Below are 21,649 nucleotides of genomic sequence, written 5' to 3' on the forward strand. Positions count from 1 at the left end.
CTTCCTCCACCATACAGCGTATCTGAAACAAAAAAAATAAACTAAAACATCTTGTAGACCTGGAACCACCAGCGGTCGTCGTGGTCTGTCGGCTCCGACCAGTCGCGGCGGCCGTCGATCTTACGGGCCCAATCGAGCTGTACGTACCAGTCATTGGGCTTGCTGTAGCGCAGGCCCAGGCCCCAGCCGGACAGATGCTCGCTGTATCCCACCGCCTTGTTATTGCCGTAGCCTTCATCGATAAAGGCCGCCGCTTCCAGACCTTCGACGCCTGTCTGCCGGCGGATTTCCACGCTGCCCAGCCAGCCGGCGTCGCCGTAGCCGTCGTTGTTTCCGTAGGCCCGGACGCCGTTCATGCCGCCGAGGTAAAACTGCTCGCTGCCATCCAGCGCCCGGTTTGCCAACTGCCCCTGAAAGCGGACGCGGTAATTCCACAAGCCGTCATACCATATTTTCAGCAGGCTTCCCGTCAATTTATGGTACGCACCGTCATAGTATGCGCCGCCGTCCGTATCCATGTCGCCGTACCAGTAGATCAGGTCGTATTGGGTAAACTCGTTCGGATAGTATTGGCTGCCGCTGAGCCCGGCATGCCAGACGTCGGCCCGCTTGCCGACCTTGAGCTCCGGCCAGGACGCAGTCCGGAAGCGGTAGCTGTCTTCCATATCCCGGCGGTCGTAGCCGTACATAGCCGTCAGGCGGTTCATGCGGTCCCGGTACAAGGGCGTCATGCCATAGAGGCTGATGCCCCGCGATCTTCCCAGGGAAGTATACAGGCTGTTCGTATGAAGCTCGTATTCGCTCTGGCTGAACGCCGCGCCGAGACGCGTGCCGCCGCGGCCTGCCGGCGTTTCGTAGCGGACGCTGTAATTCTTGACGTCGTGACTGGACATCATGCCGCTCAAGGTCACCTTGTCGCCGTCGCCGCCGGGATTGTTGATTTCCGTATGAAAGCCGTAGCGGTACCGGCCGGAGTAATAGCCGCCGCCATTGTCGGTAAAGACGTAGTTATTCCACACGGGCCGCCGCTCGACCTCCACGTCGACAGACGTCGTTCCCTCTTCCCTGCCGGGACGGAGGACGGCGCGGGCTGTCACGCCGGGCAGGTCGTTGAGATTATTCATCGCCAGCTCCAATTCCCTGTCGGTCATGACTTCCCCCTGTTTCAGCCTGTACAGATACCCCTGCAGGACCGAGTCGGCCACGTCTGACGTGTTCTGCGTAATGCGCACTTCATCATACGCTGCGACGTAAACCTTGATTTCCAGCTGCCCGCCGGCGATTTCCTGCGGCGGTACGACAGCCTGGGCTACGGTGTAGCCGCTGCTCTTAGCATACTTCGTAATGGCATCGGTCAGCTCTTTCAGCTCCGATACCTTGACGCTGCGGCCGCTGTAAGCGTTCACTATCTCTTTCAGCCTTCCTTGTTCGTCGGGAAGAGGAAATCCCGTCAAAGTAATCTGGCGGACAAAAAAAGCCGGTTCCCTATCCGTCCCCGTATTGCCGGGCAAATAGGCCTCAGACGTCGCCTCGTCGACTATGACATCCTGCCGGCCCGTCCGATTGTACGGATGAACCGTCACGGCTTCTTTATCAAACGTCGGTATAGGCGACTGGGCCAACGCCGGACAAGCCAAAGCCAGGCTAAACATCATCGTTGCATACATGATTTTTGTCATAAAGCATCCCTTTCTATGAGCTGAACCCACCGCTGCGCATATACTCGCAGCGGCTATTAAATAAAACAATTTATATATATAAGTATATATTATTCTAGATTTTTATTATCTAATATTGGTGCAAAAAAAATAATACTTTCATCATTCCCCAGCGACAAACCACTGTATTATTTATAATTATATATTATTCTATCATTGTATATTATTATTTTTTACTATTTTTATATACATTTTATCATATATTATTTTCCCCTGTTTGCCAATAGCTTTTCTATGTAAATAATGAAAATGATCTATAGCCTTTGTCTCCTGCATAACAAAAAAAGAGCAAAACCCAACAGGATTTCGCTCCTTTATGCAGCAATACAGATCATGCCGTTTATTTTTTCAGCAGGCCTTTTTCTTCGATGAAGTCCGACACCATATCGGCAGCCGTCGCCGTGATGTTAATGCACTGCTTGCGGTATTCCGGCGTGCCGAAGCTCAAGCGGTTCAGGGCCCGGCAGCAGGTCGTGCCGAAATGAGCCTTGAAACGGTCGTGGAATTCGTGGGTATATTGATATACTTCCGGCAATTCCTTTTCCGACGGGTCGAGACGGCCAACCAGGGCGCTGATAATCAGACAGGAGCCGCTCAATGCGCCGCAGACGCAGCCCGAACGGCCGATGCCGCCGCCCAAGCCGCAGGCCATGCGGATGGCTACGTCGGGAAGATTCAGGTTCATGCTGTCGTTGCAGGCCTTGACGACCGATTCGACGCAGTTATTTCCTTCTAAATGATATTGTTCGGCAAGCTTGTATACACTTTCCAATTCATAACCCCTCCTATGATATAATCAAGATTCATTATACCATGAAGAGACATTACTTGCCAAACAGGGCCGCCGCGTCGGCCATATTCCGCCGTATGTCGACGGAAAAGGGGCAGCGCGTTTCGCAGGCGCCGCACTGAATGCATTCCGATGCTGTATGAGGCAATACGGCGTAGTGTTCCCGCACCGTTTCAGGAATATCGCCCTGAGCCTTGCACAGGTTGAGGAATTTCGTCACCGCCGCCACGTCTATTCCCTGCGGACAGGGCGCGCAGTGGCTGCAGTACATGCAATGGCCCTTCCAGCTGATATTCGGAAAGGACGCCAGCGCCGCAGCGTAGTCCTTTTCTTCGTCAGAGGCGTCTTCATAGTCCAGGTTCTGTTTCATTTCCTCTACAGTCCGCGCGCCGTTCATAATAGACGCTACGGCCGGCCGGTCCAAGGCATAACTCATGCACTGGAAAGGCGTCAAAGCCTTCCCTGCCGGCGAAATATCGCCGTTCAGCAGGTCGCCGCCGCCGAAGGCCTTCATGACCGTAATGCCTACGCCCAGCCGCTGGCACGTTTCATACAGCCGCTGCCGCTGGGGGTCCATGTTGAGCAGGGGCTTTGCGTAGCTTTCAGGAGCCCACAGGAGCTCAAGGTTTTCGTTGCCGGGCTGCAAATCGTAACAGGGATTGACGCTGAACATGAGCACGTCGACGAGGCCGCTTTCGACAGCCGACAACGCCGCCTCAGGGTTGTGGCTCGACATGCCGATGCTGCCGATGACGCCGTCTTTCTTCAACTTCAAGGCATATTTCATGATGTCGCCGTCCTGGATCTGCTGCCAGTCCGACAAAGAATCGACGTAGTGAACCATGCCGATTTCCAGATGGTCGGTCCGCAGCCGTTTCAGCTGGTCTTCAAAGCCGGCCTTCACGTCTTCGATATCGCGGGTGCGCTTATACTGCCCGTCCTTCCAAATGGTGCACAAATGAGCCTGCAAGACGAATGTATCCCGCCGTCCCTGCAGCGCCTTGCCCAAGGCATCGCGAAAATCCGGATGGGGCGCGTACAAATCGATGCAGTTTGCCCCATGGGCTTCCATGACGTCGATAAACGCTTCCGTCCATTCGGGGTGCTCTACCATGCCTTCGCAGCCAAAGCCGATTTCGCCGACGGAAAGGCCTGTCCGTCCCAATACTCTGTATTTCATACTATACCTCCTGACATATCACGTTCTCTGCTGTAAGCATAGCACATGGAGGGCGCTTCAAGTCAAGCCGTTTCTTACAGGTCCTTCTGCATGAAAATAGCCGGAATGGGATTATCATAGTACGGCGGGATTTCGTAAAATCCGTACTGCCGGTAGAGGCCGATGGCCACCGTCATAAAGGGCAGCGTGTCCAGCCGCATCTGCCTGTAACCGATCTGCTTCGCCTCGCCGATGCACTGCTCCATAAGCAGCCGGCTCAGGCCTTGTCCCCGACAAGCCGGCTGAATATACAGCCGTTTCAGCTCGCAGCATGTCTCATCGAGACGGTGAATGGCCGCGCAGCCTACGAGACGCCCGTCGTCGCCACAGACGCCGTACAGCCGCCCGTCAGGCAAGCCGTATTTTTCCTCTGCATGATCCAGCTCATCGCCGTAGCCCTGCGCCGCCAGACAAGCCTTTACCGTCTCATCCGTCTCGACCAGCATGGCCGTATATTCCTGAAACAGCTGCCGTATATCGTCCAATTTGTCATAGGCCAACACAATCTGCATAATCCTGCCTCCCTTGCATGAATACTGTCTATATATGTATTATAACAAAATCTGTAATTTCTAATCTCCTTATTTTTTGCAGTCCTATGCTGCTGCCAAGTGCATAAGCAATGTGTTCACAAAGTTTATAAATAGAAAGCTGCTAATAACGTTTCTTCATTTTATTCAAGCTGGCCGAATTTCAATATACATTATCATTATATCATTTTTTAATTAAAATTTAATGTACATTCTTCGTTTTTTTAATTTTAGTTTTATTTTCATCCTATATAATGACATATAACATCTGTTGGAGGTGACCGACTTATGAATACTAACAAAACAAACTCTCCCTGGCCGGCCCATCGCGTCCAATTCATCACACTCTGCACGCACGAAAAGCAGACTACTCTCGGAAGGATTTATAAGGATAAAAACGGATTCGTCTGGCAGCCGACGGTATGGGGAATGGCCGCGGAGGAAGGGCTGCGGAAGCTGAAGCTTTCATCTCAGCTCGTTCTGATTCAGGATTACGTCATCATGCCCAATCACGTGCATCTGCTCGTCTTGTACAGGCGATGCAACGACCGCGTCGTCAAATGGTTCATATCGCACTGCAAACACACTATGGCCCAACACATGCTGAAAGCACAGCATGCAAACGAACCGATCTGGGAAACATCCTATTCAAGTCACTATGTGCAGCGAGAACACACGCAGCTTGCACTGAGCCAAAACATACGGGAACATAAAACCCGCTGGCATTACGACAGCCTGAACACGTTTTTGCCGCGCCCCTATTCTCCAAAAGTTTGACACAAGCCACATGATTTTCAAAACATAAAGTCTTTCATGCTGCAAAAAAAAGAGAAGCAAGAAATGAGAAATCTCATGTTCTGCTTCTCTTTTATATGCAGCATTTTTTAATGTCCGCCGTATTTTTTTGCCGTGTCCAAGCGGCACAAAGCGCGCTTGAGCGCCATTTCCGCCCGATGTACGTCTATGTCCTTCCGCTGGCTGTGAAGCAATGCTTCCGCCCGCTGCTGGGCTGCTTCTGCCCGCTCGACGTCAATGTCTTCAGGCTTTTCCGCCGCCGGCGTAATGACGGTAATCGCATTATTGCTCACTTCCAAAAATCCGGAAGCTACGCTCAGGCAATGGCGCTGGCCGCCTACATCGTACATAAGCGGCCAGATATCTAAAGACGCGATGAGCGGCGCGTGATTGGGCATAATGCCCAAATCGCCGTCTAAGGCCCGCACGAGGACGAATTCCACATCTTCGTTTAATACGGCAGCATCGGGAGTAATTACTTCCAAACGGATAGTCTTTCCTTTTTCTGCCATAGCCTATTCTCCTTTCAGAGTCTTGGCCTTTTCATATGCTTCTTCGATATCGCCTACCATGTAGAACGCCTGTTCCGGCATGTCGTCGCATCGGCCCGACAGAATTTCCTTAAAGCCGGCAATCGTATCTTTCAGCGGTACATAACGGCCCGGCTGACCAGTAAACTGTTCGGCGACGGAGAAAGGCTGGCTCAGGAAACGCTGGATCTTACGAGCCCGGGCAACGGTGAGCTTGTCTTCTTCCGACAATTCATCGATACCGAGGATAGCGATGATATCCTGCAGGTCGTTGTACTTCTGCAAAATAGCCTGAACGGCGCGGGCCGTCTGATAATGGTCTTCGCCGAGGATATGGGGATCGAGAATACGAGACGTCGAATCCAGGGGATCGACGGCCGGATAAATGCCCAATTCGGCAATCTGACGGGACAATACGGTCGTCGCATCCAAATGGGCAAAGGTCGCAGCCGGAGCCGGGTCCGTCAAATCGTCGGCAGGGACATATACGGCCTGTACAGACGTGATGGAGCCGTTCTTCGTCGACGTGATGCGTTCCTGCAGCGCGCCTACGTCCGTCCCCAACGTCGGCTGATACCCAACAGCCGAAGGAATTCGGCCCAGCAGTGCCGATACTTCCGAACCGGCCTGAATGAAACGGAAAATATTGTCGATGAACAGGAGCACGTCCTGATGTTCTTTATCGCGGAAATATTCAGCCATCGTAAGGCCCGTCAGGCCGACGCGCATACGGGCTCCAGGCGGTTCGTTCATCTGGCCGTATACGAGAGCGGTCTTGCTGATAACGCCCGATTCCTTCATTTCGTTCCACAAGTCGTTGCCTTCGCGGGTCCGTTCGCCTACGCCGGTAAATACGGAGTAGCCGCCGTGTTCCGTAGCAACGTTGTGAATCAATTCCATGATGAGAACGGTCTTGCCTACACCGGCGCCGCCGAACAAGCCAATCTTGCCGCCTTTGGCATACGGTGCGATGAGGTCGACGACCTTAATGCCCGTTTCGAGAATTTCCGTGCCTGTAGACTGGTCTTCAAATTTCGGAGCCGGCCGATGAATAGGCCAATAGTCTTCAGCTTCTACTACTTCGTCTACCTTGTCGACGGTCTGGCCGAGAACGTTGAAAATACGTCCCAGCACGCCCTTGCCGACGGGAACCTTAATAGGGCCGCCTGTATTTTCCGCAGCCATGCCGCGGACGAGACCGTCTGTAGAACTCATAGCAACGCAGCGGACGACGTCGTCGCCTAAGTGCTGCATAACTTCTGCTACCAAGTCGACAGCCTGTTCGCCTTCCCCGCCGGTGACGTGAAGGGCAGTGTAAATGGCGGGCAAATCTGCTTCGGAAGCAAACCGCACGTCAATAACCGGGCCGATGACCTGGATTACTTTCCCAATGTTATTGCTCATGAAGAGGCTCTCCTCTCTTTCTTAGTTTTACTCACGCCCTACTGCAGGGCATTAGCACCGCTGACAATTTCTGTCAGTTCGTTCGTAATGCCGGCCTGACGGACTTTGTTATAATGGACAGTCAATCTGTCGATCAGCTCGCCTGCATTATCCGTTGCCGACGTCATAGCCGTCATACGGGCCCCGAGCTCGCTGGCCGCCGACTGGAGCAGGCTGTTGTACACAAGCATGTCCAGATACTGGGGCAAAAGCGATTCCAAGACCTGATGGGCATCCGGCGCAAAGAGATACTCTTCTTTCGGACCGGTTTTTTCAGAGCCGTCCTGCTGCGAAATAGGCAGTATTTTGACGGTTTGTACTTCTTGCGATAAGGCTGACTTAAACTTCGTATAAATGATATATACTTCGTCAACTTCGCCAGCCAAAAATTGTTCTGTAGCAACATGGGCAATCTGCTGGGCATCGGTGAACTGCGGCTTATCGGAAAAGCCCGTCCACTTCTGGTCCGGCACGATATGCAAATGCTTTAAATATTCAGCAGGCTTACGGCCTGTCACGAGCAGCATCGAAGCGCTGCGGGGCTTATCTTTCAGCACGGCAACCATGGCCTTGTTGATATTGGAATTAAACGCGCCGGCCAGACCTTTATCAGCCCCGACGATAATGTAGCACGTCCTCTTCACTTCGTCATGAGGCGTAAACAAGGCGACTTTTTCGCCTGTAGACGCCGCTGCCAAGCGCTGCAGCATGCCTTCGATTTTTTCCGTATACGGCGCTGTGGCCAACGCCCTTTCCTGTGCACGGCGCAGTCGTACAGACGATACCATTTTCATGGCTTTCGTAATCTGCTGAGTATTCGTAACGGATTTGATCCGCCGGTTTATTTCGCGTGCACTCGGCATAGATTATTCCTCCTCTTTAATCAGCTCATGGGTGGCGCTATACTGCTTTGTATATTCGCCGATGGCCTTCTGGAGGGTTGCTTCTGCGTCCTGGCCGAGTTCCTTCGTCGTCTTGATGCTTTCGCCGACTTCCGGATAATTGGTATGCATGAACGTGATGAAGCCGTCGGCAAACTGCTGTACTTCCGATACCTGAATCGGCATGAGGTAGTTTTTAACAGCCAAATAAATCTGCATAACCTGGTCTTCGACCGGCATAGGATGATACTGCGGCTGAATTAAGAGCTGCATCGTCCGTTCGCCTTTATCGATCTGGGCCTTTGTGCTCTTATCGAGGTCAGAGCCAAACTGGGCGAAGGCCGCCAATTCGCGGTACTGCGCTAAATCCAGGCGAAGGGTACCGGCAATTTTCTTCATAGCCTTAATCTGGGCGGAGCCGCCTACGCGGGATACGGACAAGCCGACGTTGATAGCCGGACGGATACCAGAGTTAAAGGCTTCCGTTTCTAGGAATATCTGACCGTCCGTAATGGAAATAACGTTTGTCGGGATGTACGCCGACAAGTCGCCGGCCAGCGTTTCAATGATCGGCAAGGCTGTAATGGAGCCGCCACCCAAATCATCAGAAAGCTTTGCTGCCCGTTCCAGCAGACGGGAATGTAAGTAGAATACGTCGCCGGGATAGGCTTCACGTCCAGGCGGACGGCGGAGCAGCAAGCTCATGGCACGGTATGCCTGGGCGTGTTTGGACAAGTCGTCATATATGCAGAGGACGTCCTTGCCCTGATACATGAAGTATTCGCCGATAGATACGCCCGAATACGGAGCCAGGTACTGGAGCGGCGCGCCGTCAGATGCCGTAGCAGCAACGACGATAGTATACGCCATCGCGCCGTTTTCTTCCAAAGTACGGACGACGCGGGCAACCGTCGAGGCTTTTTGTCCAATAGCGACGTAAACGCAAATAACGCCGCTGTCTTTTTGATTTAAAATCGTGTCGATAGCGATAGCCGTCTTGCCCGTACCGCGGTCGCCGATGATCAATTCTCGCTGGCCCCGTCCGATAGGAACCATGGAATCGATAGATTTAAGCCCCGTCTGAAGAGGTACCTTTACAGGCTGACGGTCGGCAATACCTGACGCCTGCACTTCGACGAGACGGGATTCTGTCGTCTTGATTTCCCCTTTGCCGTCGATAGGCGCACCCAAGGGGTTTACGACGCGACCAATCATAGCTTCGCCTACGGGAACGCGCATGACGCGGCCTGTACGGCGGACCGTGTCGCCTTCCTTGATGAGGGCGTCATCGCCGAGCAATACGGCGCCGACGTTGTCTTCTTCCAAGTTCAGGGCCATGCCGTAAACGCCGTGCGGCAGTTCCAGCAGTTCCCCGGACATGGCTTTGTCCAAACCGTAAATGTGGGCAATGCCGTCCCCGACTTCCAGAACGGTGCCGACATCGTCGACGTTCATTTCCACATTATAATCTTCGATTTGTTTCTTGATTATAGCCGTTATTTCTTCTGGCTTCATTTTCATTATTCGTCCGTCACCCCATTCGTCACGTCAGCCTGGAGCAGTTTATGCTGCATATCGCGCAGCTGCCGCCGGAGGCTGCCGTCTATTAATTTGTCGCCGATCTGGATGACCATGCCGCCGATGAGCGACGGGTCGATGTAATACAGCGGCTCGATCTTCTTGCCTGTCATCTTTTCCAATCCGGCAACCAGTTTTTCTTCTTCCGCCACCGTCAGCGCCTTGACGACGCGCACCTTCGCGACTTCGATGTTCTGCGCCGCCCGCGCCAGGTCGATAAACCCGTCGATAGCGGGAACAATAGCCGCTTCGCGCCGCCTGTCGATCATGACGTAGAGAAACTGCAGTACCAGCGGCTCTACGTCGCCGGCAAATATTTTCTGCAGCGTATCCTTCTTTACGCCGGGCTGTATGAGCGGATGGCAGATAAACTTCTGCAAATCAGGATTTTCCTGCATGGCATCGCGGACAGCTTTCAACTCTGTTCCAAATATATCAAGTTTGCCCTGTTCTTTTGCAATATCGAACATAGCCTGGCTGTATTTGCTGTATACGACTTCCGGTATCATAGCGTCAGTTCCCCTTTACGCGGTTTTCCTGAAGCTGATCGATGCAGTTTGCAACCAGTTTTGCATTCATATCCGGGTCCAGATTCTTTTTAAGCAGCTTTTCTGCCACAGCCATAGACAGCGTTACTACTTCGTTGCGCATTTCCCGGATAGCAACTTCCCGTTCGTTTGCAATTTCCGCTTGGGCAATCTGTTTTTCCCGGGCAATCTGTTCGCGTATTGCGCTGAGCTGGGCCTGCGCCTCTTTATCAGCCTGCTTTACGGCTTTATCGATAATAGCCTGGGCTTCGGCGCGGGCGCTGCGGAGCTGCGCTTCGTATTCGGCCTGCAGCTGCGCCGCCGTTTCTCTGGCCTGGGCCGCGGCGTCGAGATCCGATTCGATCTTGTTGCGGCGTTCTTCCAAAACCTTCAGCAGCGGTTTATACGCAAATTTTGCCAAAATAGCCACTAAGATAAAGAAGTTGATAATTTGGAACAACAACGTTCCTTCGGTTAAACTAACCAACGTAACACCCTCCTTTCATGATGGAATCCAGTTCCTCCACCATTAAATAAAGGGATTGGCAAATACGAGCACGATGGCGATAACGGCTGCGATAATAGGCATGGATTCGATCAAGCCAACGGAAATGAGGAAGTTGGTCAGCAGCTTGCCGCCCATTTCAGGCTGACGTGCTACGCCTTCCAGCATTTTAGAAGCAGCGTGGCCGTCGCCGACTGCAGCGCCGAGAGCCGCCAAACCGATACCAATTGCTGCGCCAAGAGCCGATAACCCTAATATCAATGCATTTTCCATAATCAATGACCTCCTAAATACGATATACAATGTAGTTTAATGCCCGCCCTGGAAGGAAGGAGCTAAGTACGATGTCGTCAATATAGTAAAAATAAACGCTTGAATTAAGCCGATGAACAAGCTGAAGATCAGCCAGACAATCGGCACGCCTGCCGGAACGAGGAAGTACAGCACTTCCAACAGGATTTCCCCGGCCAGAATGTTGCCGAAAAGACGGAAAGCCAACGTCAGCGGCTTTGTAAATTCTTCCAGCACATTGATGATGACAAAGGGAGCAAATGGCTGGAAGAAGTGCTTAAAGTGCTTCTTCACACCCTGGTTTTTCAATGCGATAACATGAACCATCGCGGAAGATACCAGCGCCAAGGCTACGGTCGTATTCAAATCGTTCGTAGGCGACGCCAGAAGATGGTTTGTCGGCAAGAGCCCCAATTCGTTGGAAAACAAGATGAACAGAAACATGGTCAGTAAGATAGATACAACCTGACTGTACTTGGGGCCAAGGGTTTCCTTAAACTGGGCGAGAAGCGCCGTGACAACCATTTCCATGGCGTTCTGCATCCCTGACGGGACGAGAGACCGCTTTCGCGTGGCTGCCAAGGAAACGATGATGACTAAGATACCGACGATCCACGTCATGATAATCGTATCCATATTGACGTTCATCCCAAGGATCTGGACGACCCAATGATGCCCCGTATGTAATTCCATACGTTTTACCTCCTTTCTTTACCGCTGGCGTACATGCCGGATCAGCATGTCGGCAAAAATCGTCACCCGATAGGTAAACAATCCGGCTACAGCAGCCCCAAAATGAATAGACGGGAACTGCGCCACGACGATTAATACCAGAGCGATCATGACAAGACGCAGGACGGCGCCGCCCCGTATCAAGGCGACAGCCCGCGCCGGCGGTAATTGTACGGCTCGCGTAGAGCGGCTGGTCAGCATCAAAAAATAGGCGATGTTGATTCCGTTGCCGATACACCAGCCCGTAATGTACTGCGTTTCCCCGCTTACGGCAAGGACGGCAGCGACAAAACATGTAAATCCGATGAGCTTGCACAACGTCGCTTTTACATACCTTACAAATTCTTCCACCAGCACCACCCTTATTTGTCTTTTTCCATATGAGACGGCTTGTCTTCATTCAAGCGCACGGCTTTCTTATACAAGGACAAAAAACCAGACGCGGCGCCTATGAGGGAACACACAATCATGCCCCACGGCGCCGTTCCGGCATGTGAGTCAATAAAACGTCCTAACGCTACGCCCGCGCAGATGCAGACAAACAAGGTCAGCCCTAAGGAACCGGCAATTGCAACGATATTCCAGAGCTTCATCTGATTTGCATTGTCATCATGAGATTCAGTACGCCTCCGCTTCATGCTGCAGACACCTCTGTTTCCGTTGATGGCATAGTAGCGGTTGCGAATATCGACGTTGCGTTACCCGCAATCGCTATTGAATTATTTTAGCATGGAAAAAATTTAAAAGCAACATTTTAAATTTGTCAATATTTTCTATTAACAAAAGAAATATATGCATATCTTTTTAGTCATGAACCGGCGTCTCTTTATACATTATTGTTATAGAGAAAATTCTTCCATCACCGTTTCTTCTCCGCCGAAGTCGCGCAAGATGGCCTGAACGATACGCTGCGAAGCCTTCCCGTCGCCATAGGGATTGACGGCGTTGCTCATCGTATCGTAAGCGTGCCGATCTGTCAACAGGCGCTTCGTCTCGCGATACACCACGTCTTTTTCCGTTCCGATAAGGCGTACTGTACCAGCCGCCACGGCTTCAGGCCGCTCCGTCGTATCGCGCAGCACCAGCACCGGCTTGCCCAAAGACGGCGCTTCCTCCTGGATACCGCCTGAATCGGTCAACACGAGGCTGCATTTATTCATGAGGTTGGCGAAGGGCTCGTATTCCATCGGATCGATAAGGTGAATACGGTCTGCGCCGGATAATTCTTCTTCTACGACTTTTCGCACCAGCGGGTTGCGGTGCACCGGGAACACGACTTCCGTATCGGGAATTTCCTCTACGATGCTCCGCAGGGCCTTATAGATATGGCGCATCGGCTCGCCTAGGTTTTCCCGGCGGTGCGTCGTCATCAAGATGACCCGGTGGCGGAGGAAATCGATATGATTGAGCATTTCGTCTTCAAAGGTATAGGCCGGGTCGACGGTCTTCATCAAGGCGTCGATTACCGTGTTGCCCGTGACATAGATATTTTTTTCCGCTACGGCTTCTTTCAGCAGGTTGGCTTTCGCTGTCGCCGTCGGCGCAAAGTGAATGGCTGCAATGGAACCGGTCAGCTTGCGGTTCATTTCTTCCGGGAAGGGCGAATATATATTGCCCGTGCGCAGGCCCGCTTCCACGTGGCCTACGGGAATCTGCTGATAATACGCCGCCAGGGCTCCGGCGAAGGTCGTCGTCGTGTCGCCGTGAACGAGGACAATATCCGGCTTTTCCTGTTCCAACACGGATTTCAGCCCCATGAGGGATTTCGTCGTAATGTCGTATAACGTCTGTCCCTGCGACATAATATCTAAATCATAATCAGGCTCGATGCGGAATAACTCCAGCACCTGATCCAGCATCTGCCGGTGCTGGGCTGTAACGGCCACGACTGTCTGGATTTTATCGGCATGCTTTTTCAGTTCCAGTACGACCGGAGCCATCTTGATTGCTTCCGGACGCGTGCCGAATACAGTCATTACCTTAATCATAGAAATACCTCCTTAGACGAAACAATTCTACCCGCCTATTCTTTGCGGGTAGAATTGGCCGTTGTTTTTTGCAATATGCCAAGGCGTTTCGCCGTATAAATAATCACAGCAAGGACGACCAATACCGTCGCAATGCCTGTCTGATAACTTACGTTAGCGACAAACAGGGCTACGATCCCCAGAACGATGCTGACGAAATACATGATCAATACAGCTTGCTTCTGCGACATGCCTAAAGCCAGCAGGCGATGGTGCAGATGTCCCTTATCAGGCTGAAAAATGGGCACGCCGCTCATCTTGCGGCGGATAATAGCGAATAACGTATCCAAAATGGGCAGGCCCAGAGCGATGAGCGGCACTACCAACGCGATCGTCGCCGCCGTCTTAACCAGCCCCAGCACAGCTGCGACGGCCATCGTATAGCCCAGCAGCATACTTCCCGTATCGCCCATGAAAATCTTGGCGGGGTTAAAATTGTACTGCAAAAAGCCGAGAGCTGCTCCGGCCATTGCGACGATGATCATAGCCGGCAGGTACTGGTTCATGGTATAAGCCAGCAAAAACATCGATACCGACGCGATAAACGACACGCCGGCCGCCAATCCATCCAGGCCGTCAATCAGATTTACTGTATTCGTAAACCCGATAATCCAGAAAATCGTCACCGGAATAGCGACGAGCTCCGGCAGCACGATGAGCGTGCCGAAGGGATTTGTCAGCCATTCGATCTGAATTCCAAAGGCGATGGGAATACATGCCGCAACGATCTGTCCGACTAATTTTACTTTAGCCGGAATATTGCAGATATCGTCCCAAATGCCCAAGGCGACGATAGCCGTGCATCCCAGGAGAAGGCCCAGCAGCTCGTGGCGCACGGGTACGCAAAAGAGTACGGCCGCCATGAAGCCGACGTAGATAGCCAGCCCGCCCAGCCGCGGTATGGCGTGAGTATGGACCTTTCTCGCATTAGGTTTGTCAACGGCGCCGACTTTAATTGCCAACTTTTTAACGCCTGGCGTCAATACATATGCAACTATGAGGGCAATCAAAAACGGCACAAAATATTCAAGCACAACACACGCCTACTTTCCGTAACATCATTAGTTTGTCAGACTGCGCATCGGTGCAGGGATGCGTCCGCCGCGGGCGATAAATGCGTCCGACTTGTATTTATTTACGTTGATAATCGGGCAGTAGCCAAGAAGGCCGCCGAATTCAACCGTATCGCCGACGTCTTTGCCCGGAACGGGAATGACGCGGACGGCTGTCGTCTTGTTGTTAATCATGCCGATAGCCGCTTCATCGGCAATAATAGCGGAAATCGTCGCCGCCGACGTATCGCCGGGAATGGCGATCATGTCGAGGCCGACGGAGCACACGCAGGTCATAGCTTCCAGTTTTTCCAAGGTCAGGCTGCCTCTGCCGACGGCTTCCAGCATCCCCTTGTCTTCGCTGACAGGAATAAACGCGCCCGACAAGCCGCCGACGCGGGACGAAGCCATGAGGCCGCCCTTTTTCACCGCGTCGTTCAGCAAAGCCAGAGCCGCCGTCGTACCGCAGGCGCCGCAGCTTTCAAGACCCATTTCTTCCAAAATGTCGGCTACGCTGTCGCCGACAGCCGGCGTAGGAGCTAAGGACAGGTCGATGATGCCGAAGGGAACGTTGAGCCGCTTCGACGCTTCCATGGCGACGAGCTGCCCTACGCGGGTAATCTTGAAGGCCGTCTTCTTGATCGTTTCGGCAACGACATCGAAAGGTTCGCCCTTGACATTTTCCAATGCCCGTTTGACGACGCCCGGTCCGCTGACGCCGACGCTGACACAGCAGTCGCCGTTCGTCACGCCGTGGAAGGCGCCGGCCATGAAGGGGTTGTCTTCAACGGCGTTGGAAAATACAACCAATTTCGCGCAGCCTAAGGCATCCTTATCCTTCGTCCGTTCGGCCAAATCCTTGAATACCCGGCCCATTTCAGCGATGGCATCCATGTTGAGGCCGGCTTTCGTCGAGCCGACGGCAACGGAGCTGCATACCAAATCGGTGCAGGCCAGGCTTTCGGCGATGGAGTCGATGAGACGGCGGTCGCCGTCCGTAAAGCCCCGTTCCACCAGCGCGGAAAAACCGCCGATGAAGTCGATACCGATTTCCTTCGCCGCCTTGTCGAGCGTTCTGGCGATTTCAACGTAATTCGTCAAATCGCTGGCTCCGGCTACCAGGCTGATAGGCGTAACGGCTACGCGCTTGTTAATGATCGGCACGCCGTATTCGCGGGCAATGTCTTCGCCCGTCTTGACGAGGTTCTCGCCGTACGACGTGATTTTATCGTAAATATTGCGGCATAATACCTTGCCGTCGCTGGAACAGCAGTCAAGAAGACTAATCCCCATCGTAATCGTACGGACGTCCAGATTATTCTTCTGTATCATTTGATTCGTTTCTAATACGTCATGGATTGTCAGCATACCCGGTTCTCCTTATCCTACTTGATGCATCGCATCGAAAATGGCCTGGTTCTGCGCCCGGATTTCTACGCCCAGGGCGTCGCCCTTTTCCCGCAGGATAGCCTGAAGGCCTTCCAAATCGACGGTCGACTGCTCCATGTCTACGATCATCGCCATATTGAAAATACCGTCCAAAATGACCTGATTTATCGTCATAATATTAATCTGGTGTTCTGCCATGACCTGGCTTACTGTAGCGATAATGCCAGTCCGGTCTACTCCGACTACGGTGATAACAACTTTCATGGGGATTCCACTCCTTTATTGCATATCTTTAATTTCTTTCTAATCTACCATGCCCTTTATTATACCATAAGTCAATCGCAAAATTCTACTGCTGCGCCACATAATAGCGCCGTTTCGCCGCGCCGCTTACGGAAATTCCCCGGAAAAGAAAGGACACGCTTTCGCCCGTCCTTTCTTCTTTCCGTTAAGGTATAGTATTGTCTTATTTAGCCAAAGCCTTGGAAATCAGCGCCTTGCCTTCTTCCAGCAGCGCCGCCGCCTGTTCCTGGGATACGAAGCTTTCTGCATACAGCTTGTACAGATCTTCCGTACCGGACGGGCGCGCCGCTACCCAGCCGTCGTCGGTCGCGATCTTGACGCCGCCGATAGCGAAGTCGCCGTATGGGGACTTGGACAGCACCGCCTTGATTTCACTGCCGCACAGGGTCTTTTCCGTAACGTCGCTTTCCGTCAGGGAGCTGATCTGATCCTTTTCTTCCAGCGTCGCCGGCGCATCGCTGCGCATCGTGTACGGACGGCCCAGCTTTTCGCACAAATCATTGTAGTAGTCGATAGGCGATTTGCCCGTAACGGCCTTGATTTCCGCAGCTAAGAGGCACATGATCATGCCGTCTTTATCCGTCGTCCAGACGCTGCCGTCTTTCGCGACAAAGGAGCCGCCGGCGCTTTCTTCGCCGGAAAAGGCGATTTTACCTTCCGTGTACAAGGAGCCGAAATATTTAAAGCCGACGGGCACTTCGTAGCAGGGAATACCGAGCATAGCCGCCGAGCGGGCCAGCATATCCGTCGTGACAACGGTCTTGGCGATACCCCGTCCGGCAAAGTTGCGGTGAGTCATCAGATAGTGGGACGCCACCGTCAGGTAAGCGTTGGCCGAAATCATGCCCTGCGCGCCGGAAACGATGCCGAAACGGTCGTAGTCCGGGTCGTTGGCTAAAATCAGGTCGTATTTGTCCTTGCTCTGCGTAACGGCCGACATGACGTATGCCGACGAGCAGTCCATGCGGACCTTGCCGTCATGGTCGTAATTCATGAAGGTAAACTGCGGATCGTACGTATCATTGACGAAGTCGATGGGAATATGATACTGTTCCGAAATCTTGTGCCAGTAATTCATGCCCGAGCCGCCCAGAGCGTTGACCATAATGCGCAGGTTCGCGCCGCGGATAGCGTCCATATCGATAATGGATTCAAGTTCTGCCACATACAGTCCCTTGTAGTCGTACGGCACGACCCACTGGCTGTTCTTCGCGTCTTCATAGGACATGCTCTTGACTTCGGCGTTATGGCCGGCCAGCAGGCGGTTTGCTTCCGCTTCAATCGCCTTGGTAATATCCGATTCTGCCGGGCCGCCGGTAATCGGGTTGTACTTGATACCGCCGTGTTCGGGAGGATTATGGGACGGCGTAATGATCAAGCCGTCGGCCAGCTTTTCGCTGCGGCAGTCATTGTAGCGGAGAATGGCCCGCGATACGGACGGCGTCGGCACAAAGTCATTTTCGCTGTCTACATAAGCCGTAACGCCGTTAGCCGCCAATACGCCCAAGACCGTTTCATAGGCCAGCTTGGACAAATAGTGGGTATCTTCACCGACGAACAAGGGGCCTTCTGCGCCGAACTGCTTGCGGAAGTTGCAGACAGCCTGGGCAATAGCCGCGACGTGGTCGGCCGTAAAGCTGCCGTTTCCAGCCTGTCCGCGATGGCCCGACGTGCCAAAGCGCACCTGCTGATGCGGATCGCTTACGTCAGGATGAGTATTGGCATAGGCCGCCGCAATAGCCTGCAAATCAATATAATCCTCTTTTCTTACTTTCGTTCCTGCTAATTCATGTACTGCCATTTCTGATCACCTGATTCGATTTTGACAAGCATACTGCTTTTCTATACAATAAGAATGCAATATAAAGGCAAACTTACATTTACTGCTTGCAGCATGCTGCAAAAGTAATATTTTATGTTTATTATACCAAATTTTCTTGAATTACGACAGTAAGTTATCCAAAGAAAGGATGAAGACCCATGAAATGCATTTCCTGGAATGTAAACGGCCTGCGCGCCGTAATGAAAAAAGGATTTATGGATGTTTTTTCCGCTCTGGACGCCGATATTTTCTGCCTGCAGGAAACAAAGCTCCAGGAAGGTCAAATTGATCTGGACTTGCCCGGCTACGAGCAATATTGGAACTACGCCGACCGGAAGGGCTACAGCGGCACGGCCATCTTTACGAAACGCAAGCCCCTGTCCTGCTCGTACGGCATGGGCATCGACGAACACGACCATGAAGGCCGCCTGATTACGCTGGAATTCGATGACATATACTTCGTCACCTGCTACACCCCCAACAGTCAGTCGGAACTAGCCCGTCTCGACTACCGCATGACCTGGGAAGACGATTTTCGCCGCTATCTCGTCGAGCTCAACAAAACCAAGCCTGTCGTGCTGTGCGGCGACCTGAACGTGGCCCACGAAGAAATCGACTTAAAAAATCCCAAGACCAACCGCAAAAACGCCGGCTTTTCCGACGAAGAACGGCAGAAGATGACAGAACTGCTGGCCGCCGGATTTACAGACACGTGGCGCTATTTCTATCCTGACAAAGAAGGCGTGTACTCCTGGTGGAGCTATCGCTTCAAAGCCCGTCAGAACAACGCCGGATGGCGCATTGACTATTTCATCACGTCCAAAGATTTGGACAGCCGGTTAGAACAAGCCGAAATCTACACCGACATCACAGGCAGCGACCACTGCCCAGTCGGATTAGTGCTGAAGTAAATCGTATACCTGCCTTTATAGAAATACCCCTGCCGGTGCGGCAGGGGTATTTGCATGCATATTTTTCTATTTATTAAAATGCGTTGTGAGAGTATTCATAATACAAATCGGTCAGTTCATCCATCTTGTCATTCATGACGACCATGAGGTCCGAAGCGGCGTCGTAGTCGTTAGCGGCCAAGGCCTTTTTAATCTTGGAGAAGATGGACAAGCTCTTATCCGTATCGCGGCCTAATTCCGTGCGGAGGGCGTTGATCTTCGTCCACCGTTCGGCTTCCAGCGGATTGGTATCGGCTTCCATGTGCAGCGGTTTTGCCGAAATGACCTTGGACAAGTTGTCGGGGATAATACGGAACTGCAGTTCCAAGGCCCAGCGATTCAGGGCGCCCAATTTAAACGATTCCATGATGCGCTTTTCAAAAGCCGGGCAGGCCAAAGTATCCAATTTTTCCGGATGGAGTTCGAGAGCTTTGAAGTTTTCCCATACGGTGCGCGGAGCTTTACCGAACATGGCGTCCCGTTCCGCTGCCGTGAATTCTTCAAATACGTCGACTTCAGAGCGATATGCCCGGTCTTTTTCCAGATAATCGGCGGCTTCGCCCGGTTTCTTAGACAGCTCAGCCAGCAATTCGGCCGGCGTCTTGCCGCTGGAAAGGGCGTACTTAATGCCGTCGAGAGCGCTGAGGTAGCCCATGGCGATGGCGATATACGTGTTGGTAAAGGGGTTGGGAGCGCGCAGCTCGAAGCGGGTTCCGTTCGGGCTGTCAACGCTGCGGATTAAGCCGATCAGGACGGAACGATTACGGGTCGGAACGTCCGGCGTTTCGCCGCCCAGGGACGTTACGATGCAGACCGGCGCTTCAAAGCCCGGTTTCAAGCGGTTCAGCGAGTCCGTCGTCGCCGAAACGAAGGGATTCATGACTTCATAGTGCTTCAGTATGCCCATGATAGCGCCGTAGCCGAGGGACGACATAAATTCTTCATTCATATCGTCGGGGTTGAACAGGTTGACGAATTTGCCGCTCTTTAAGATAGCGCCCAATCCGAAGTGGGTGTGTTCGCCGGAGCCGGCAACACCCTGAATCGGTTTGGCCTGGAAGGTAACTTCGAGACCGTTTTCGCGGAATACTTCGCGGACGATGATGCGGGCTTGGATTTCGTTGTCCGCCGTCTGTACGGGATCGTTGGTAAATTTCCAGTCGACTTCGATCTGTTCCAATACGAAAATCAATTTGCCCGAATCGTCAATCTGAGCTTTAATGCCGCCGACTTCCTTATGGCCCATTTCAGGATTGAGGCCGTATTTTTCAAGACGTTCGACAGTCTGTTCCAAGGCCGTGCGGACGACGCCGTGCGTGCGCTGCCAGTACTGTTCCTGCAATTTCTGAGAAGCCGAAAGGAGGCGCGTTTCTACGTCCTGGCTCGGTGTCTTGACCCAGAATTCCAATTCCGTCGCTGTCGTGAATACGATTTTTTCGATGTCGTCGGGGTTGACAGACAAGCCTTTAATCCCGTATTTTTTAATCAGCGCTAATATCTGTTCGCCAACATAATCCGTCGTATTGCGGAGAATCGAACGGGAATCGATGTAGCCCGTCGCATGGCACAAAAAGCTCGGAATACGCAGTGTGCCTACAGGACGGCCCGTAGCCGGGTCGATATTACCGTCGTTGTAGTCTACGAACCAGTTGACGCTAGGATCTGCTTTCATATCGACGCGAGCGTCCGACAATGTAGCAATCCCGGGAAGTACGACAGAAGAACCATCAGTCTGCACAGCCGTGCCGTTGAAGAATTTTTCATAATCGTCGAAAAATACGGAAATAGGAATCTTTTCATCCGTATCGTTGCCGGCCAGATCGACACCGACGAGAGATACGAACTTAATTTCCGGGTGCTGTTCCAATAACGCCAGCACGCCTTCCTTGCCATACTGCCCTGCCGGAATTACGTATACCAAATCATCTTTTACCATAGGTACATCCTCCTTTTAATACAAAAAGACTCCGCCCCTGCTATCTTTTCAGATATAGGTTCGAAGTCTTCTTTGACTTTGCATACATGATTTTGTTGTCGTAAATCATGTTAAAATAATACAATCAATTAGTTTATTTGTCAATATATTTTATGATAAAAACTAATTATGTTGTAAAATTTCTTTGACAATAGCTGAAACAACTTTTCCGTCGGCCTTGCCCTTTACATGCGGCATAACCGCCTTCATGACATCGCCCATCTTCATGCCGTCGTTTCCGGCGACGATGTCCGTCACGATCTTCCGGATTTCATCTTCCGAAAGCTGCTTGGGCATATACTTTTCCAGGACGGCCATTTCTGCCTTTACCTGTTCTACCAGATCGGCGCGGCCGGCCTTTTCAAAATCTGCCAACGATTCTTTGCGCTGTTTCATTTCTTTCGCAATGACTGCTCCGACGCCAGCGTCGTCTAATTCGCATTTACCGTCGATTTCCGTATTGCGGATAGCCGAGCGGACCATGCGGATCACCGATAACGCCGTCTTTCCTGCTTCTTTCGCTTTCATTGCGTCTTTCATGTCCTGAAGCAGTTGTTCCTTTAGAGACATGGTATCACCCTTCTTACTGTTG

23 protein-coding genes are annotated in these 21,649 nt (G+C 52.3%); 2 read left to right on the top strand and 21 right to left on the bottom strand.

Annotated features, from left to right (window positions below; genetic code table 11):
• Positions 1-41: 41 nt before the first annotated feature.
• The 4 genes from DKB62_RS01745 to DKB62_RS01760 all read right to left on the bottom strand — a co-directional run bounded on the left by DKB62_RS01745 (position 42) and on the right by DKB62_RS01760 (position 4,239).
• Positions 42-1,679, bottom strand: a complete 1,638-nt coding sequence (locus DKB62_RS01745; RefSeq protein ID WP_095630154.1) for a ShlB/FhaC/HecB family hemolysin secretion/activation protein — start codon at positions 1,677-1,679, stop codon at positions 42-44.
• 379 nt (positions 1,680-2,058) lie between these two features.
• Positions 2,059-2,490 (bottom strand): C-GCAxxG-C-C family (seleno)protein, encoded by a 432-nt coding sequence (locus DKB62_RS01750; RefSeq protein ID WP_087477069.1) that lies wholly within the window; start codon positions 2,488-2,490, stop codon positions 2,059-2,061.
• A 52-nt stretch (positions 2,491-2,542) separates the two neighbouring features.
• The gene (locus tag DKB62_RS01755; RefSeq protein ID WP_107195919.1) at positions 2,543-3,688 is read right to left on the bottom strand and encodes an aldo/keto reductase; all 1,146 of its coding nucleotides are present in this window, start codon (positions 3,686-3,688) and stop codon (positions 2,543-2,545) included.
• Positions 3,689-3,762: 74 nt separating this feature from the next.
• Positions 3,763-4,239: a GNAT family N-acetyltransferase gene (locus DKB62_RS01760; RefSeq protein ID WP_107195918.1), complete on the bottom strand. Its 477-nt coding sequence runs from the start codon at positions 4,237-4,239 to the stop codon at positions 3,763-3,765.
• 306 nt (positions 4,240-4,545) lie between these two features.
• Here DKB62_RS01760 and DKB62_RS01765 point away from each other — a divergent pair, with 306 nt between their 5' ends.
• A complete protein-coding gene (locus DKB62_RS01765) occupies positions 4,546-5,034 on the top strand; it encodes a transposase (RefSeq protein ID WP_087477072.1) in 489 nt (162 codons plus the stop codon).
• A gap of 107 nt (positions 5,035-5,141) precedes the next feature.
• Here the strand turns inward: DKB62_RS01765 and DKB62_RS01770 are convergent, their stop codons facing one another.
• The 15 genes from DKB62_RS01770 to DKB62_RS01840 all read right to left on the bottom strand — a co-directional run bounded on the left by DKB62_RS01770 (position 5,142) and on the right by DKB62_RS01840 (position 18,111).
• Entirely contained in the window at positions 5,142-5,564 is a 423-nt protein-coding gene (locus DKB62_RS01770; RefSeq protein WP_095630158.1) for a F0F1 ATP synthase subunit epsilon, read from the bottom strand.
• 3 nt (positions 5,565-5,567) lie between these two features.
• On the bottom strand, positions 5,568-6,986 hold the full coding sequence (gene atpD / locus DKB62_RS01775) for a F0F1 ATP synthase subunit beta (protein ID WP_087477074.1): 1,419 nt from the start codon (positions 6,984-6,986) through the stop codon (positions 5,568-5,570).
• Positions 6,987-7,024: 38 nt separating this feature from the next.
• Complete coding sequence (atpG, locus tag DKB62_RS01780) at positions 7,025-7,888, bottom strand: ATP synthase F1 subunit gamma (protein ID WP_107195917.1); 864 nt, start codon at positions 7,886-7,888, stop codon at positions 7,025-7,027.
• Positions 7,889-7,891: 3 nt separating this feature from the next.
• The gene (atpA, locus tag DKB62_RS01785) at positions 7,892-9,427 is read right to left on the bottom strand and encodes a F0F1 ATP synthase subunit alpha (RefSeq protein ID WP_107195916.1); all 1,536 of its coding nucleotides are present in this window, start codon (positions 9,425-9,427) and stop codon (positions 7,892-7,894) included.
• Positions 9,427-9,993, bottom strand: a complete 567-nt coding sequence (gene atpH / locus DKB62_RS01790) for an ATP synthase F1 subunit delta (protein WP_107195915.1) — start codon at positions 9,991-9,993, stop codon at positions 9,427-9,429. Before atpH ends, atpA begins: the two co-directional genes overlap by 1 nt.
• A gap of 4 nt (positions 9,994-9,997) precedes the next feature.
• Complete coding sequence (gene atpF, locus DKB62_RS01795; RefSeq protein WP_107195914.1) at positions 9,998-10,498, bottom strand: F0F1 ATP synthase subunit B; 501 nt, start codon at positions 10,496-10,498, stop codon at positions 9,998-10,000.
• A gap of 42 nt (positions 10,499-10,540) precedes the next feature.
• Positions 10,541-10,789, bottom strand: coding sequence for a F0F1 ATP synthase subunit C (gene atpE, locus DKB62_RS01800; protein WP_087477079.1), 249 nt, complete (start codon positions 10,787-10,789; stop codon positions 10,541-10,543).
• Between the two features lie 36 nt (positions 10,790-10,825).
• On the bottom strand, positions 10,826-11,500 hold the full coding sequence (gene atpB / locus DKB62_RS01805) for a F0F1 ATP synthase subunit A (RefSeq protein ID WP_087477080.1): 675 nt from the start codon (positions 11,498-11,500) through the stop codon (positions 10,826-10,828).
• An 18-nt stretch (positions 11,501-11,518) separates the two neighbouring features.
• On the bottom strand, positions 11,519-11,890 hold the full coding sequence (locus tag DKB62_RS01810; protein WP_107195913.1) for an ATP synthase subunit I: 372 nt from the start codon (positions 11,888-11,890) through the stop codon (positions 11,519-11,521).
• Between the two features lie 11 nt (positions 11,891-11,901).
• Entirely contained in the window at positions 11,902-12,177 is a 276-nt protein-coding gene (locus tag DKB62_RS01815) for an AtpZ/AtpI family protein (RefSeq protein ID WP_087477081.1), read from the bottom strand.
• Between the two features lie 201 nt (positions 12,178-12,378).
• The gene (wecB, locus tag DKB62_RS01820; protein WP_107195912.1) at positions 12,379-13,527 is read right to left on the bottom strand and encodes a non-hydrolyzing UDP-N-acetylglucosamine 2-epimerase; all 1,149 of its coding nucleotides are present in this window, start codon (positions 13,525-13,527) and stop codon (positions 12,379-12,381) included.
• Positions 13,528-13,562: 35 nt separating this feature from the next.
• Positions 13,563-14,600 carry an MraY family glycosyltransferase gene (locus tag DKB62_RS01825; RefSeq protein ID WP_095630162.1) on the bottom strand — a complete coding sequence of 346 codons (1,038 nt, stop codon included), beginning with the start codon at positions 14,598-14,600 and terminating at the stop codon, positions 13,563-13,565.
• Between the two features lie 27 nt (positions 14,601-14,627).
• A complete protein-coding gene (locus DKB62_RS01830) occupies positions 14,628-15,986 on the bottom strand; it encodes a PFL family protein (protein ID WP_087477084.1) in 1,359 nt (452 codons plus the stop codon).
• 12 nt (positions 15,987-15,998) lie between these two features.
• Positions 15,999-16,271: an ACT domain-containing protein gene (locus DKB62_RS01835; RefSeq protein WP_087477085.1), complete on the bottom strand. Its 273-nt coding sequence runs from the start codon at positions 16,269-16,271 to the stop codon at positions 15,999-16,001.
• 202 nt (positions 16,272-16,473) lie between these two features.
• Entirely contained in the window at positions 16,474-18,111 is a 1,638-nt protein-coding gene (locus tag DKB62_RS01840; RefSeq protein ID WP_087477086.1) for a phosphoglucomutase, read from the bottom strand.
• A 179-nt stretch (positions 18,112-18,290) separates the two neighbouring features.
• On the opposite strand from DKB62_RS01840, the gene DKB62_RS01845 reads away from it, so the two are divergent.
• Positions 18,291-19,043, top strand: a complete 753-nt coding sequence (locus tag DKB62_RS01845) for an exodeoxyribonuclease III (protein ID WP_087477087.1) — start codon at positions 18,291-18,293, stop codon at positions 19,041-19,043.
• 73 nt (positions 19,044-19,116) lie between these two features.
• Here DKB62_RS01845 and DKB62_RS01850 read toward each other — a convergent pair whose 3' ends face one another.
• Together DKB62_RS01850 and DKB62_RS01855 are read right to left on the bottom strand one after the other, a co-directional pair.
• Entirely contained in the window at positions 19,117-21,018 is a 1,902-nt protein-coding gene (locus DKB62_RS01850; RefSeq protein ID WP_095630163.1) for a type I glutamate--ammonia ligase, read from the bottom strand.
• A gap of 162 nt (positions 21,019-21,180) precedes the next feature.
• The gene (locus DKB62_RS01855; protein ID WP_087477089.1) at positions 21,181-21,627 is read right to left on the bottom strand and encodes a GatB/YqeY domain-containing protein; all 447 of its coding nucleotides are present in this window, start codon (positions 21,625-21,627) and stop codon (positions 21,181-21,183) included.
• Positions 21,628-21,649: the final 22 nt, after the last annotated feature.

It is taken from the genome of Megasphaera stantonii (assembly GCF_003367905.1).
Lineage (GTDB): Bacteria > Bacillota > Negativicutes > Veillonellales > Megasphaeraceae > Megasphaera > Megasphaera stantonii.